Annotated in this window: 1 protein-coding gene; it reads right to left on the minus strand. The window is 72.6% G+C overall.

Annotated elements, in window-relative coordinates; genetic code table 11:
* Positions 1-96: 96 nt before the first annotated feature.
* A complete protein-coding gene (locus AC067N_RS09100; protein WP_478678216.1) occupies positions 97-16449 on the minus strand; it encodes an amino acid adenylation domain-containing protein in 16353 nt (5450 codons plus the stop codon).
* Positions 16450-16451: the final 2 nt, after the last annotated feature.

The following is a 16451-nucleotide window of genomic DNA, read 5'->3' on the forward strand; positions in this document are numbered from 1 at the left end:
CGCTTCGTGAGGGTTTTTCCGTCCCCGGGGCGTTCCTTGTGGGTGCGCCCCGGGGACGGATGCGCGGGACCGGTGGATAGGGGTCCCGTGCGGGGGTCAGGACGGTTTGCCGTCCCGGGCCTTGTCGAGCTCGTCGAGCTTGTGGCCGATGACTTCCGCCATTCCGGCGGCGTGCGCCGGAAGGCACATCTCGTGGTGGGTGCTGTGGACGTCGTACGCCGTCAGCTCGCCGTCGACGTACGGTGCCCACTGGTCCGTGTAGGGCGCCTCGGGGTTCAGCGTCGCGTTGAAGAACAGGACGTCGCCCTTGAAGACCGGCGGCGTGAAGTCCTTCAGCAGTTCGACGTGGTGGACCACGAACTCCGACGAGGTCTCCAGGAGGCTTTCCCGGTCCGTTCCGCCGGCGTTCCCGCCGAGCTCTCCGACGAATGTGCCGAGGAGGGTGCGCACCTGGGCCAGTTCGAGTTCCGGGTCGTTCGCGAAGTGGCCGCTCGGTGCCGCGTCGAGGAGACCGAGGAGGGCGACTTCGTGGCCCCTGCGCTGGAGTTCCGCGGCCATCGCGTGGACGACCGCCCCGCCGAAGGACCAGCCGATCAGGTGGAACGGTCCCTCGGGCTGAATCGAGAGTATCTCCGTGACGTATTCCGTCACCAGGGATTCCAGGGAATCCGGCAGGGAATTCCGCGGGGAATCCGAGGACGCGGCCGATCCCGTGGAATTCCCGGCGGCCCGGTCCCGCACGGCGGCCCAGGCGGGCGACTGGATGCCGTACGCCGGCCGGTCGGCGGGCAGATGCCCGGCGAAGGACAGATAGGGCCAGGCGAGGCCGCCGGTGAGGTGGACGAACCACAGGGGTTCGCGGTCGCCGCCGGGCCTGATGGTCAGGACGCGGGCGAACGGGTCGGTGTTCTCCCCCGCCGCCTGCACGCCGTGCGCGGCGAGCCCGGCCACCGTGGGCGCCTGGAACACCGCCCGCATGGGCAGCGCCCAGTCGAGTTCCCGGCGGATACGGCTGACGAGCCGGGCCGCGAGGAGGGAGTGGCCGCCCAGGGAGAAGAAGTCGTCGTCGATGCCGACCTTCTCCAGGCCGAGCACCTCCGCGAAGAGGGCCGCCAGGGCCTCCTCCCGGCCGGTGCGCGGCGCCCGGTACGCCTCGCCGGTGAACTCGGGTTCGGGCAGCGCCCGGTGGTCGAGCTTGCCGTTCGGGGCGAGCGGCAGCCGGTCCAGGTGCACGAACGCGGAGGGGACCATGAACTCCGGGAGCAGTCGGGCGGTGTGGGCCCGCAGCTCGTCGGTGTCGAGGTCGGCGCCGGGCACCAGGTAGGCGACGAGTCGCCGGCTGTTCCCGTACGGCTTCGCGACCACCACGGCCCGGTCGACGGCCGGGTGGGCCGTCAGGGCCGCCTCCACCTCGCCGGGTTCGACCCGGAAGCCGCGCACCTTGACCTGGACGTCACCGCGGCCGGCGTACTCCAGTTGCCCGTCGGCGTTCCACCGGGCCAGGTCGCCCGTGCGGTACATCCGGGAGCCGGGCGGGCCGAACGGGTCGGCCACGAACCGGTCGGCGGTCAGCTCGGGCCGTCCCCGGTAGCCGCGTCCGACGTTCCCCGCGACGTACAGCTCCCCCACCGCGCCCGGCGGTACCGGGGTGAGCCCGGGGCCGAGCACGTAGGCCCGCATGTTGGCGAGCGGGGCGCCGATCGGGGCGCTGCCCGTGGTGTCGCCCACCGTGGCGAGGGTGGCGTAGAAGCTCTCCGTCTGGCCGTACGCGTTGATCACGCGCACCTCCGGGAAGGCCTCCCGGACCCGGCGGACGAGCCCGGAGGGCAGGGCCTCGCCCGCGAAGACCAGGGTGTCGACGGTGGTGGTGCCGGCGAGCTGGTCGACGAGTTCGGCGAAGACGGACGGGACGGTGCTGATGACGGAGCCCTGCCAGCCGTCCCGCTCCCCCAGGGCGAGCACGTCGCGGACGATCTCGACGGTGCCGCCGTGGGCGAGGGTGGTGAACAGCTCGAACACCGAGACGTCGAAGTTGACCGAGGTGCCCGCGAGCATCCGGCGGCCGGGGGCCATGCCCACCGGACCGGCCAGCCGCAGCACGCCGTTGACCACGTTGGAGTGCGTGATCGCGACGCCCTTCGGGGTGCCCGTCGAACCGGAGGTGTACATCACGTAGGCGAGGTTGTCCGGGTGGACCGGGCGGCCGAGGTCGGTGTCGTCGGCCGGGAGGACCAGCTCGTCGGCGTACAGCGTGGGCACGGTCGTCGGGGGCAGCACGGAGACGGTCTCCGAGTCGGTGAGGACCAGCTGGGGCCGGGCCTCGCCGAGGATGTACTCCAGGCGGTGGCTCGGGTACCTGGGGTCGATCGGCAGATAGGCGCCGCCCGCCTTCAGCACCGCCAGCAGGGCCACCGCCAGCCCCTCCGTACGGGGCAGGGCCACCGCGACCACGGTCTCCGGGCCGACGCCGTGGGCGACGAGCTCCCGGGCGAGCCGGTTGGCCGCCGCGTTCAGCCCGGCGTACGTGAGCGTCGTGTCGCCGTACTCGACGGCCGGCGCGTCCGGGGTGGCCGCGGCCTGCCGCTCGACCAGCCCGGCGACGGTCAGCGCCGGGGTGGCGGCCGGGGTGCCGCTCAGTTCGGCGAGCCGCTCGTGCTCGGCCGGTTCGAGGAGGTCGACGCGGCCCACCGGCACCGAGGGGTCGGCCGCCATCTGCCGCAGGATCCGCACGAGCCGGCCGCCGAGCGCCTCGACGGTCTCCCGGTCGAAGACGCCCCGCTGGTACTGGAGCACCAGCTGGAGGTGCGGGTCGGCGGCCGCCATCACCGTCAGCGGGTAGTGCGTGCCGGAGAAGGGGCGGATGCCGGTGAAGGCGATCCCGGCGGCGCTGTTGGCGGAGTCGATGCCCTCCTTGTCCACCGGGAACGACTCGAAGACGACGAGGGTGTCGAAGAGGGTGCTCAGCCCGGTCGTCCGGTGGATCTCGCTCAGCCCGTGGTGATGGTGGTCGAGCAGCGCGGCCTGGCGCCGCTGGAGCCCGGTGAGCAGGTCGGCGAGGGTGTCGCCGGGGCCGTACTCGACGCGGACGGGCAGGGTGTTGATGAACAGCCCGACCATCGAGTCCACGTCGGTCACCGCCGGCGGCCGTCCGGAGACGGTCGCGCCGAACACGACGTCCGCGCGGTTGGTCAACCGGCCCAGGACGACCGCCCAGGCGCCCTGCACCAGCGTGTTGACGGTGATGCCGAGTTCGGAGGCGCGGCGGTTGAGGGCGCGGGCCTCGTCGAGCGGCAGCCGCACGTCGAGCTGCCCGACGCCGGGGTCACCGCCGTCCGTGTCCGTGGCGTCCGCGGTGCCCGTCTCCTTGGCCGGGGTGTGCGGGGCGAGGAGCGTGGGCTCCTCCACGCCCGCCAGTTCCGCCGCCCAGGCGCGGGCCGTCTCCGTCTCGTCCTGCCGGGACAGCCAGGTGAGGAAGTCCTTGAAGCCGCGGGTGCGGGGCAGGACGGCCGGGTCGCCGGCGGAGCCGTACAGGTGGAGCAGGTCCTGCATCAGGATCGGGAAGGACCAGCCGTCGAACAGCACGTGGTGGGCCGTGAGGACCAGCTCGGATCGGTCGTCGGTCATCCGGACCAGGGACAGCCGCAGCAGCGGCGGGGCCGCCGGGTCGAAGTGGGCGGTGTGGTCCTCGGCGAGGAACCGCTCGAACGCCTCCTCCCGCTCCTGCTCCGGGAGTTCGCGCAGGTCCACCTCCCGCCAGGGGAGGCGTACGCCGTCCACGACCGCCTGCGCCTGCTGCCCGGCCGAGTCCGTCACGAACGCGACCCGGAGGTTCGGGTAGCGGTCGAGCACGGCCTGGCCCGCGGCCCGCATCCGTGCCGGGTCGATCCGGCCGGAGACATGGAAGGCGATCTGCATCTGGTACGCGTCGTGTGCGGCGCCGTCGTCCAGGAGGGACTGGAAGAGCAGGCCCGACTGGAGCGCGGTGAGCGGCCAGACGTCGGTGAGACCGGGGTAGGTCTCCTCCCACTGCTCGATGTCCCGCTGGGTCACGTCGACGAGGGGGAGGTCGGAGGGGGTGAGCCCGCCGGCCTTCGGGTCCTCGGTGACGTGGGCGGTGATCGCCTTCAAAGCGTCCGCCCAGAGGGACATGAGGTCCTCGACCTCGGTCCGGGTGAGGACGCCGGCCGGGAAGCCGACCGAGGCGTCCAGCTGGGCGCCGAGGTCGGTGTCGATGACCGCCGAGTTGATCTCGATGGTGGTCATGGCGGGCATCTCGCCGAGGTCCGGGGAGAGGGTGACGTCGGGGAGCTGGGTCCAGCCGAGGTCGCGGAGTTCCTCGGGCATGTCGGCGGAGGAGAAGCGGCCGAGGTAGTTGAACCCGATCTGCCCTGCGGCGCCGAGAGCCCCGAGGCCGGCCGCGGTGCCCTCGTTCAGGTGGCGCAGCAGGCCGTAGCCCAGGCCCTTGTCCGGGATCGCGAGGAGTTGCTCCTTGACGGACTTCACCACCGCGCCCGTCGTGCCGCCGCCCTCGAACGCCTCGTCCACGTCGAAGCCCGTCGTGTCCAGGCGGACCGGGTACATGCTGGTGAACCAGCCGATCGTGGAGGAGAGGTCGGCGCCGGGGACCACGTCCTGTTCGCGGCCGTGGCCCTCCAGGCGGATCAGCGTCGACGGCTCGTCCACTCCCCTGCCGCGGCGCCACTTGGTCACCGCCAGGGCCAGCGCTGCGAGCAGACCGTCGTTGACCCCGCCGTGGAAGGCCGCCGGGACCTTCGTCAGGAGGGCCTCGGTGACGGCGACCGGAAGACGGACCGACAGGTGCTGGAGCGTGGAGCGGGTGTCGACCGCCGGGTCCAGCGGGCGGGAGCCGAGGAGGGGGTCGGGGCCGTCGAGGATGCCCCGCCACAGCTCCAGTTCGGCCGTGCGCTCCGGGGAGCCGGCCTCCTCGATCAGGGCGTGCGTCCAGCGGCGTACGGACGTGCCGACCGGCGGGAGTTCCGCGGTGCCGTTCTCCTTCAGCTGCTTCCAGGCCTCGGCGAGGTCGGGGAGCAGGATGCGCCAGGAGACGCCGTCCACGACCAGGTGGTGCAGGGCGATCAGCAGGCGGCCCGGGATCTCCGGGTCGGCCGGGTCGAACCACACGAACCGGGCCATCACGCCGGCCGCCGGGTCCAGTCGGCCGGTGGCCGCGTCGAGTTCGGCGGCGGCCGTGCGCAGCCAGGTCTCGTCCCAGGTCCCGTCGCACGCCACGCGCCGGATCAGTGCGGCGGTGTCGGTGGAGCCCGCCGGGGTGACCTCCAGGCTCGCGCCGGTCAGACGTGACCGGAGCAGGTCGTGGCGGTCGAACACGGCGTCGAGGGTGGCGATGAGGCCGGACCGGTCGATGCCGAGGGGCAGTTCCAGCGGGAGGGACATGGAGAAGCGGTCGAAGTCGCCGCCGAGTTCCAGCATGTACCGGGCGATCGGCAGCAGGGGCAGGGTGCCCGTGCCGCCGCCCTCGAACTCCTCCAGGAGCACGGCGGTGCCGGTGGTGCGGGCCACGCGGGCGAGTTCGGCGACGGTGCGGTGCTCGAAGATCTCGCGCGGACTGACCTCGACGCCCTGGGCGCGGGCCCGGGTGACGACCTGGATGGAGCGGATGGAGTCGCCGCCGACGGCGAAGAAGTCGTCGTCGATGCCGACGCGGGCGTGGCCCAGGACGTCGGCGTACACGGCGGCGAGGATCTCCTCCTGAGGGGTGCGGGGCGCCCGGTACTCGCCGCCGCTGAACTCCGGTTCGGGCAGCGCCTTGGTGTCGAGCTTGCCGTTCGGGGCGAGCGGCAGCCGGTCGATGACCACGAACGCGGCCGGGACCATGAACTCGGGGAGCCGGTCGGAGACGAAGGAGCGCAGGTCGCGTGAGGTGAGGCCGGCGGTGAGGTCGAAGTCGGTGCCGCCGAGCTGCCCGGCGCCGTCCCCGCCCGCCCCCGCGTCCGCCGGGACCACGTATCCGACGAGCTGCCTGGTCTTGCCGTGCTCGCGGACCACGACCGCCGCCCGGGCGACGCCGGGGTGCGCGGTGATGGCGGCCTCGACCTCGCCGGGCTCGATGCGGAAGCCCCGCACCTTGACCTGGGAGTCGGCGCGTCCGGCGTACTCCAGCTGCCCGTCGGCGTTCCAGCGGGCGAGGTCGCCCGTGCGGTACATCCGGGAGCCGGGCGGGCCGAACGGGTCGGCGACGAACCGCTCGGCGGTCAGGTCGGGCCGTCCGCGGTAGCCGCGGCTGACGTCACCGGCGATGTACAGCTCGCCGACCACGCCCACGGGGGCCGGGGTGAAGCCGGGGCCGAGGACATAGGCCCGCATGTTGCCGAGCGGGGTGCCGATGGGGGCGCTGCCGGTGCCGCCGGCCACTCCCGAGCCGTTCGCGGTGTAGGTGGTGGCGTAGAAGGACTCGGTCTGGCCGTAGGCGTTGACGACGCGGACGCCGGGGATCTGCTCCCGCATCCGCTCCACCAGGGTGGTGGGCAGGGCCTCGCCGGCGAAGACGACCGTCTCGACGGAGAGCCGGCCCGCGAGCTGGTCGAGCAGCTCGGTGAAGGCCGACGGCACGGTGGAGATCATCGTGCCGTTCCAGCTGTCGCGTTCGCCGAGGACGAGGACGTCCCGGACGATCTCGGCGCTGCCGCCGACGCTGAGCGTGGTGAACAGTTCGAACACCGACACGTCGAAGTTGATGGAGGTGCCCGCGAGGATCCGCGAGCCCTTCTTGACGCCGACCCTCGGGATCAGCCGCAGCACGCCGTTGACGATGTTGTGGTGGCTGAGGGAGACGCCCTTCGGTACACCGGTCGAGCCCGAGGTGTACATGACGTACGCCAGGTTCTGCGGGTGGGCGGTGACCGGCAGGTTGTCCGGGGAGCGGTCGGTGAGGTCGAGCCGGTCCAGGTACAGCTTCGGGAGGTCCGTCTCGGGAAGCACCGAGACTGTCTCCGTGTCCGTGAGGACGAGGGCCGGTACTGCCTCGCCGAGGATGTGGTCCAGGCGGTGGCTCGGGTACTTGGGGTCGATCGGCAGGTAGGCGCCGCCCGACTTCAGGACGGCGAGCAGGGCGACCGCGAGGTCGGCCGTGCGCGGCAGGGACACCGCGACCAGGGTCTCGGGGCCGACGCCGTGGGCGACGAGTTCGCGGGCGAGCCGGTTGGCGCGGGCGTTCAGCTCCCAGTAGGCGAGGGTGGTGTCGCCGGAGACGACCGCGACCGCGTCCGGGGTGGCGGCGACCTGCTTCTCGACCAGCTCGGCGACCGTGAGGTGCGGGGTCGGCTCGGCGGTGTCGTTGAAGCGGTGGAGCACCTGGTCGCGCTCGGCGTCGTCGAGGAGGTCGACGGCGCCGACGCGGGCCGCCGGGTCGGCGACGAGCTGGCGCAGTACCCGGACGAAACGGTCGGCGACGCGCTCGGCCGTCTCCCGGTCGAACAGGTCGGTGGCGTACTCCAGCAGGCCCTCGACCTCGCGTCCGTCCGGGCCCGTCACCTCGGTGAGGTTGAAGAACAGGTCGAACTTGGCGGTGCCGGTGGGCGTCGGCACGTACGCGACCCTCAGGCCCGGCAGGTCGAAGTCGGCCTGTGCGAAGTTCTGCCAGGCGAACATGACCTGGAACAGCGGGTGGTAGGCCGTGGACCGCTCGGGGTTGAGCAGTTCCACCAGGCGCTCGAAGGGGGCGTCCTGGTTGGCGTACGCGGCGAGGGCCTTGTCGCGGACCTGGGCGATCAGCTCCTCGAAGGTGGGGTTGGCGGACAGTTCGGCGCGCAGCACCCAGGTGTTGACGAAGAACCCGACCAGGTCGGCGAGTGCCTCGTCGGTGCGGCCGGCGATCGGGGAGCCGATCGGGATGTCGTCGCCGCCGCCGAGCTGGTGCAGCAGCACGGCGAGGACGGACTGCATGACCATGGAGACGGTCACGTCGTGCTCGCGGGCCAGCTTCTCGACGGCGACGAGGAGGTCGTCGTCGAGGCGGAAGTCCAACATCTCGCCCCGGTAGCTCGCCTTCGGCGGGCGCGGCCGGTCCACGGGCAGCCTCAGCGGCTGCGGTACGGCGGCCAGTTCGCGCCGCCAGTACGAGGACTGCGCGGCGAGCACGCTGTCCGGGTCGGTGGCGTCGCCGAGCAGGTCCCGCTGCCAGAGCGTGTAGTCGGCGTACTGCACGGGCAGTTCGGCGAACTCGGGCGCGAGGCCCTCGCGGCGGGCCGCGTAGGCGGTGGAGATGTCCCTGATGAGCGGGGCCATGGACTCGCCGTCGCTGGCGATGTGGTGGATGAGCAGGGTCAGGATGTGCTCGCCCGCCCCGACGCGCAGGATGCCCGCCCGTACGGGGATGTCGTGGGCGAGGTCGAAGTGGTGCCGGGCCGCGCGGGCGACCGCGTCCGCCACGTCGTCCGCCGCCACCTCGACGACCGGGACGGCGAGGCTGTACTGGTCCGGCTCCAGGACGACCTGGTAGGCGGTGCCGTCCCCGTCCTCCGCGTACACGGTGCGCAGGCTCTCGTGCCGGGCCACGACGTCCCGGATCGCCTCGGCGAGCGCCTCGGTGTCCAGGTCGCCGGTCAGCCGCAGCGCCATCGGGATGTTGTACGTCGCCGAGGGGCCCTCGAACCGGTCGATGAACCAGAGCCGGCGCTGGGCGAACGACAGCGGCAGCCGCTCGGGGCGGGTGCGCAGACGGCGCAGCGGGGTGCGGACGGTGTCGCCGGAGGACAGTTGGGCGGTCAGCTCGGCGACCGTGGGCGAGCCGAAGACCACCTTGATGGGGATCTCCACGCCCAGTTCGGTGCGGATGCGGCTGATCAGGCGGGTGGCGAGGAGCGAGTGGCCGCCCAGGTTGAAGAAGTTGTCGTCGATGCCGACCTCGTCGACGCCGAGGACCTCGGCGTACAGCCGGGCGAGGATCTCCTCCCGCTTGGTGCGCGGCGCCCGGTAGGGCACGCCGGCGAACTCGGGGGCGGGCAGCGCGGCCCGGTCGAGCTTGCCGTTCGGCATCAGCGGCAGCCGGTCGAGGACGACGTAGGCGGCCGGGACCATGAACTCGGGGAGTTTGCGGGCCGCGTGGGCGCCCAGTTCGTCGGCGTCCACCGCGTCGGGCGCGGTGGGCACGACGTACGCCACGAGGACCTTGCCGGCGTTGGTGCCGCGCCCGTTGCGGGCGATCACCGCGGCCTGCGTCACCCGGGGGTGGGAGGCGAGGGCGGCCTCGACCTCGCCGGGTTCGATGCGGAAGCCGCGCACCTTGACCTGGGTGTCGCCCCGGCCGAGGTACTCGATCTGCCCGTCCGCGGTCCAGCGGGCCAGGTCGCCCGTGCGGTACATCCGGGAGCCGGGCTCGCCGAACGGGTCGGCGACGAACCGGTCGGCGGTCAGGTCGGGCCGTCCGCGGTAGCCGCGGCCCAGGTTCCCGGCGACGTACAGCTCGCCGACGGCGCCCGGCGGCACGGGGGTGAGGCCCGCGCCGAGAACGTACGCCCGCATGTTGGGCAGCGGGGTGCCGACGGGCGCGCTGCCCGCGCCGTCCCAGTCGCCCGCGTCGAACGTGGTGGCGTAGAAGCTCTCCGTCTGCCCGTAGGCGTTGACGATCCGGACGCCGGGGAAGGCCTCGCGGACCCGGGTGACGAGCGTCGACGACAGGGCCTCGCCCGCGAAGACCACCGTGTCCATGGAGGTGCGGTCGGCGATCTGGTCGAGGAGTTCCGCGAACGCGGAGGGCACCGTGCTGACGACGGCCCCGCGCCAGTGGTCGCGCTCGCCGAGGACGAGGACGTCCCGGACGATCTCGGCCGTGCCGCCGTGGACGAGCGTGGTGAACAGCTCGAACGCGGAGACGTCGAAGTTGATCGACGTACCGGCCAGGACCCTGGAGCCGGCCTGGACGCCCATGCGGGCGGCGAGTCCGAGCACGCCGTTGACGATGTTGGCGTGGGTGATGGCGACGCCCTTGGGGGTGCCGGAGGAGCCCGAGGTGTACATCACGTAGGCGAGGTTCTGCGGGCGGACCGGGCGGCCGAGGTCGGTGTCGTCGGCCGGGAGGTCGAGCTGGTCGACGTACAGCTTCGGCGTGCCGGTGTCCGGCAGCACCTGGACCGTCTCCGCGTCCGTGAGGACCAGGGTCGGCCGGGCCTCGCCGAGGATGTACTCCAGGCGGTGACTCGGGTACTTCGGGTCGATCGGCAGATAGGCGCCGCCCGCCTTCAGCACCGCCAGCAGGGCCACCGCCAGGTCGAGGGTGCGGGGCAGGGAGACGGCGACGACCGTCTCCGGGCCCACACCGCGGTCGACGAGGAGCCGGGCGAGCCGGTTGGCGCGGGCGTTGAGCCGCTCGTACGTCATCCGGGCGCCCTCGTGGACGAGCGCGATCGAGTCCGGGGTGGCCGCGGCCTGCTTCTCGATGAGCCGGGTGACGGTCGTGTCGGGCCGGGGCTCGGTGGTGCCGCTCAGCTCCAGCAGACGGTCGTGCTCGGCCGGCTCCAGGAGGTCGACCAGACCGACCGGAACGGTCGGGTCGTCCGCCAGCTGCCGCAGGACCAGGGCGAGCCGGGCCGCGTACGACTCGACGGCCGCGCGGTCCAGGACGTGCTCCTGGTACTGGAGGGCCAGCCGCAGGTGCGGGTCGGCGTCCGCCATCACGGTCAGCGGGTAGTGGGTGCCCGTGGAGGGGCGGATGGTGGTGAAGGCGATCCCGGCCGCCGCGTTGGCCTCGTCGAGGCCGGCCCGGTCCACCGGGTAGGACTCGAAGACGACCAGGGTGTCGAAGAGGGTGCTCAGGCCGGTGCTCTGCTGGATCTCGCTCAGACCCTGGTGGTGGTGGTCGAGCAGCGCGGCCTGCCGCGCCTGGAGTCCGGTGAGGACGTCGGCGAGGGAGTCGCCGGGGGCGTACTCGACGCGGACGGGCAGCGTGTTGATGAACAGGCCCACCATCGAGTCGACGTCCGGCACCGCCGGGGGCCGCCCGGAGACGGTCGCGCCGAACACGACGTCCCGGCGTCCGGTGAGCCGGCCGAGCAGTACCGCCCAGGCGCCCTGCACCAGGGTGTTGACGGTGACGCCCAGCTCCGAGGCGCGCCGGGTGAGCCTGCGCACCTCGTCCAGGGGCAGGGGTACGTCGACGGAGCCGATGCCCTGGCTGCCGGTGGCGGGGGCGCCGCCCCGCACGAGCAGGGTGGGCTCCTCGACGCCCTCCAGTTCGCGGGCCCAGGCCTGCTGCGACGCCTCGTGGTCCTGGCGGTCGAGCCAGGTGAGGAAGTCCTTGAAGCCGCGGACCCGGGGCAGGACCGAGGGGTCGCCGCCGGAGCCGTACAGGTGGAGCAGGTCCTTCATCAGGTGCGGGAAGGACCAGCCGTCGAAGAGGACGTGGTTGGCGGTGAGGACCAGCTCGGAGGTCTCGCCCGTCATCCGCACCAGCGTCATGCGGAGCATCGGCGGGACGGCCGGGTCGAAGGCCCGCGCGTGGTCCTCGGTGAGGAACCGCTCGAAGGACGCCTCGCGCTCCGCCTCGGGGAGGTGGGTCAGGTCGATCTCCCGCCAGGGGAGTTCGGCACCGTCGACGATGACCTGGGCCTGGCGGCCGGCGGAGTCCGTGACGAACGCGGCCCGCAGGTTCGGGTGCCGGTCCAGGACCGCCTGGCCCGCCGTGCGCATCCGCTCCGCGTCGACCTGGCCGGTGACGTGGAACGACATCTGCATCTGGTAGGCGTCCCAGGAGTCGTCGTTCAGCATCGTGTGGAACAGGAGCCCAGACTGGAGGGCGGTGAGCGGCCAGACGTCGGTGAGGCCGGGGTAGGTCTCCTCCCACTGCTCGATGTCCCGCTGGGTGACGTCCACCAGGGGGAGGTCGGAGGGGGTGAGCCCGCCGGCGTTCTCCCGGCGTGTGTGCCGGGCGAGCGCGGTGAGGGCGGTGAACCACAGGTCCACCAGCTCCTCGACGTCCTCCTTCTCGAAGAGGGTCGCCGGGAAGCCGATGCTCGCGTCGAGCCGTGCGCCGTCCTCCGTGTCGACGACCAGGGAGTTGATCTCCAGGGACGACATGGCGGGCATGTCCTCGTCGAGAGGGGCGGAGAGTTCGGAGAGCTGGGTGAAGCCGAGACCCCGGAGGTTCTCGGGCATGTCGGCGGAGGAGAAGCGGCCCAGGTAGTTGAAGCCGATCTGCCCGGCGGAACCGAGATGCCTGAGAACCTCCGCGGTCCCCTCGTTCAGGTAGCGCAGCAAGCCGTGGCCCAGACCCTTGTCCGGGATCGACAGAAGCTGTTCCTTGACGGCCTTCACGGCGGCTCCGGCCGCCTTGCCGCCCTGGAACGCCTCGTCCAGGTCGATGCCCGCCACGTCCAGGCGGACCGGGTACAGGCTGGTGAACCAGCCGATCGTGGAGGAGAGGTCGGCGCCGGGGACCACGTCCTGTTCGCGGCCGTGGCCCTCCAGCTTGATCAGGGTGGAGGACTCGTAGACGCTCCGCGCGCGGCGCCACTTGGTGACGGCCAGGGCGAGGGCCGCGAGGAGGCCGTCGTTGACGCCGCCGTGGAAGGCGGCCGGGACCTTGGTGAGCAGGGCCTCGGTGATGTCGGCCGGGAGCTGGACGCGGACGAAGTCGAGGGAGCCGCGGGTGTCGACGGCGGGGTCCAGCGGACGGTGGGAGAGCAGCGGGTCGGGCCCGTCGAGGACGCGCTTCCAGAGGTCCAGCTCGGCCGTGCGCTCCGGGGAGCGGGCCTCCTCGATCAGGGCGTGCGTCCAGCGGCGTACGGACGTGCCGGTGGCCAGCAGCTTTGCCCGGCCCCGCTCCTTGACCTGCTGCCAGGCGGCGGCGAGGTCGGGCAGGAGGATGCGCCAGGAGACGCCGTCGACGACGAGGTGGTGCAGGGCGATGACCAGGCGGCCGGGGGTCTCCGGGTCGGCCGGGTCGAGCCACACGAACTGGGCCATGACCCCGGCGGCCGGGTCCAGTCGGCCGGTCGCCGCGTTGAGTTCGGCGGCCACCAGCTCGTCCGCGGCCTGCGGGCCCTCGCAGGCGACGCGGCGCAGCAGGGTGCCCGCGTCCACGGTGCCAGGCGCGCCGACGATCATCCGGCGGGCCCCGGCGTCGAGCCGTGAGCGCAGGATGTCGTGGCGGTCGAGGACCGCGTCGAGGGTGGCGACCAGGCCGGCCCGGTCGATGCCGAGCGGGAGTTCGGCGAGGACCGCCATGGAGAAGCGGTCGTGGGAGCCGCCGAGTTCGAGCATGTACTCGGCGATCGGCAGCAGCGGGAACTCTCCGGTGCCGCCGCCCTCGTACTCCTCCAGGACGACGGCGGCCGACGACTGCTCGGAGGCGACGGCGGCCAGCTCCGCGGCCGTCCGGCGCTCGAAGATCTGCCGGGGGGTGACCTCGACGCCCTGGGCGCGGGCGCGGGAGACGACCTGGATGGAGCGGATGGAGTCGCCGCCCACGGCGAAGAAGTCGTCGTCGACGCCGACCCGTTCGAGGCCGAGGACCTCGGCGTACACCTCGGCGAGGATGCGCTCGCGCTCGTTGCCCGGCGCCCGGTAGGCGCCCGTGGTGAACTCCGGCTCGGGCAGGGCCTTGCGGTCCAGCTTGCCGTTCGGGGCGAGCGGCAGGCGGTCGAGGACGACGAACGCGGACGGGACCATGAAGTCCGGGAGCCGCTGTCCCACGAAGGCCCGCAGGTCGGCGGTCTCGACACCGGCGCGCAGGTCGGTGCTGGTGGAGTCGCTGCTGTAGGCGGGGACGACATAGCCGACGAGCTGCTTGGTGGTGCCGTGGGCGCGGGCGACCACGGCGGCCTGGGCGATGCCCGGGTGCGCGGTCAGCGCGGCCTCGACCTCGCCGGGCTCGATGCGGAAGCCGCGCACCTTGACCTGGGTGTCGCCGCGGCCGAGGTACTCCAGCTGCCCGTCCGCGTTCCAGCGGGCGAGGTCGCCCGTGCGGTACATGCGGGAGCCGGGAGGGCCGTAGGGGTCGGCCACGAAGCGGTCGGCGGTCAGCTCGGCGCGGCCGTGGTAGCCGCGTGCCACGTTGCCGGCGACGTACAGCTCGCCCGCCACGCCCTGCGGTACGGGGGTCAGGCCGGGGCCGAGGACGTAGGCGCGCATGTTGCCCAGCGGGGTTCCGATGGGCGCGCTGCCCTCGCCGTGCCGGCGGCGGCTCTCGTCGATGGCGAACGCGGTGGCGTAGAAGCTCTCCGTCTGGCCGTAGGCGTTGACGATCCGTACGTCGGGGAACGCCTCGCGGACCCGGGCGGCGAGCGTCGAGGAGAGCGCCTCACCGGCGAAGACGAGGGTGTCGACGCTGGTGGTGTCGGCGATGTGGTCCACCAGCTCGGCGAAGACGGACGGGACGGTGCTGACGAGGCTGCCGTTCCAGCCCTCGCCGCGGGCCGCGCGCTCGCCGAGGACGAGGACGTCGCGGACGAGCTCGACGGTGCCGCCGTGGGTGAGCGTGGTGAAGATCTCGAAGACCGACACGTCGAAGTTGATGGAGGTGCCCGCGAGGGTCCGCGAGTCCTTGCCCATGTCGACGCGCTCGGCGAGCTGGAGCACACCGTTGACGATGTTGTGGTGGGAGAGGGAGACGCCCTTGGGGGTGCCCGTCGAGCCCGAGGTGTACATGACGTACGCCAGGTTGTGCGGGTGGGTGCCGGTGGCGGGGTTCCCGGCCGGCTCACCGGACAGGTCCAGCTCGTCGACGTAGAGCTTCGGGGCGTCCGTCTCCGGCAGCACCGAGACCGTGTCGGAGTCGGTGAGGACCAGGTGCGGGCGGGCCTCGCCGAGGATGTACTCCAGGCGGTGGCTCGGGTACTTGGGGTCGATCGGCAGATAGGCGCCGCCGGACTTCAGCACCGCGAGCAGGGCCACCACGAGGTCGGGGGAGCGGGGCAGGGACAGCGCGACGACCGTCTCGGGGCCGACGCCGTGCTCGACGAGGATGTGGGCCAGCCGGTTGGCGCGGGCGTTGAGTTCGGCGTACGTCAGGGAGGTGCCCTCGTGGACGACGGCCTCGGCGTCGGGGCTGAGGGCGACCTGGTCCTCGACCAGCCGGGCCAGGGTGACCATCGGGGTCTGCTCGGCGGTGGCGTTCACGTCGACGAGGAAGCGCCGGCGCTCGGCCGGGTCCTGGGTGTCGACGGCGCCGACCGGCAGGGCCGGGTCGGCCATCAGCTGCCGCAGCACGCGGACGAAGCGGGCGCCGATCGACTCGGCGGTGGACCGGTCGAACAGGTCGAGGGCGTACTCGATGGTGCCGCGCGCGCCCTGCCCGTCGTGGTGCCGGGCGATGTTGAACTCCAGGTCGAACTTGGAGGTCTTGGTGTCGAGCTGCTCGAAGTCGAGCCGGGCGTCGAGGCCGGGCAGGTCCAGCTCGGGGCGGGTGATGTTCTGCCAGGCGAACAGCACCTGGAACAGCGGGTTGTAGGCGGTGGAGCGCTCGGGGCTGAGCCGGTCCACCAGCATCTCGAAGGGGGCGTCCTGGTTGTCGTAGGCGTTCAGGGCCCGCTCGCGGACCTGCTCCAGGACGTCCTCGAAGGCGGGGTTGCCGTCCAGGCGGACGCGCAGCACCCAGGTGTTGACGAAGAAGCCGACCAGGTCGGCGAGGTCCTCGTCGCCGCGGCCCGCGATCGGGGAGCCGATCGGGATGTCGTCGCCGCCGCCGAGCTGCTGGAGCAGCACCGCGAGGACGGACTGCAGGACCATCGACACGCTCAGCCCGCGCTCGGTCGCCAGCTCCTCGACCTGGGCGAGGAGTTCCGGCTCCAGCTCGAACTCGACGGTGTCGCCGCGGTGGCTGGCCACCGAGGGGCGGGTGCGGTCCAGGGGCAGCTGGAGCGGCTGGGCCATGCCGGCCAGCTCGCCCTCCCAGTGGGCCAGCTGCCGGGAGACCATGCTGTCGGGGTCGTTCTCGTCGCCGAGCAGCTCGCGCTGCCACAGCACGTAGTCGGCGTACTGGACGGGCAGTTCGGGGAACTCGGGGGCGCGGCCCTCGCGGCGGGCCCGGTAGGCGAGGCTCAGGTCCCGCAGCAGCGGGGCGCCGGACTCGCCGTCGGCGGCGATGTGGTGGAAGAGCAGCAGCAGGACGTGCCGGTCCGGGGCCTGCCGCAGGATGCGGGCGCGGACCGGGATCTCGGCGTACAGGTCGAAGGTGTACGAGACGGCCTCGGCGATCGCCTCGGGGAGCCGCTCGGGCTCGACGTCCACGACGGGGATGTCGGGCCGGATCTCCTCCGGCGGAAGTATTCGCTGGTAGGGGACGCCGTCCTCGTCGTAGAGGATCGTGCGCAGGCTCTCGTGGCGGCCGATCACATCACGGATCGAGGCGGTGAGCGCGCGGGTGTCGAGCTCACCGGTGAGGTGGAGGGCGAGGGGCACGTTGTAGGTGGCAGAGGGGCCCTCGAAGCGGTCGATGAACCAGAGCCGACGCTGGGCAAACGACAACGGGATCACTT

It is taken from the genome of Streptomyces sp. NPDC042364 (assembly GCF_056437585.1).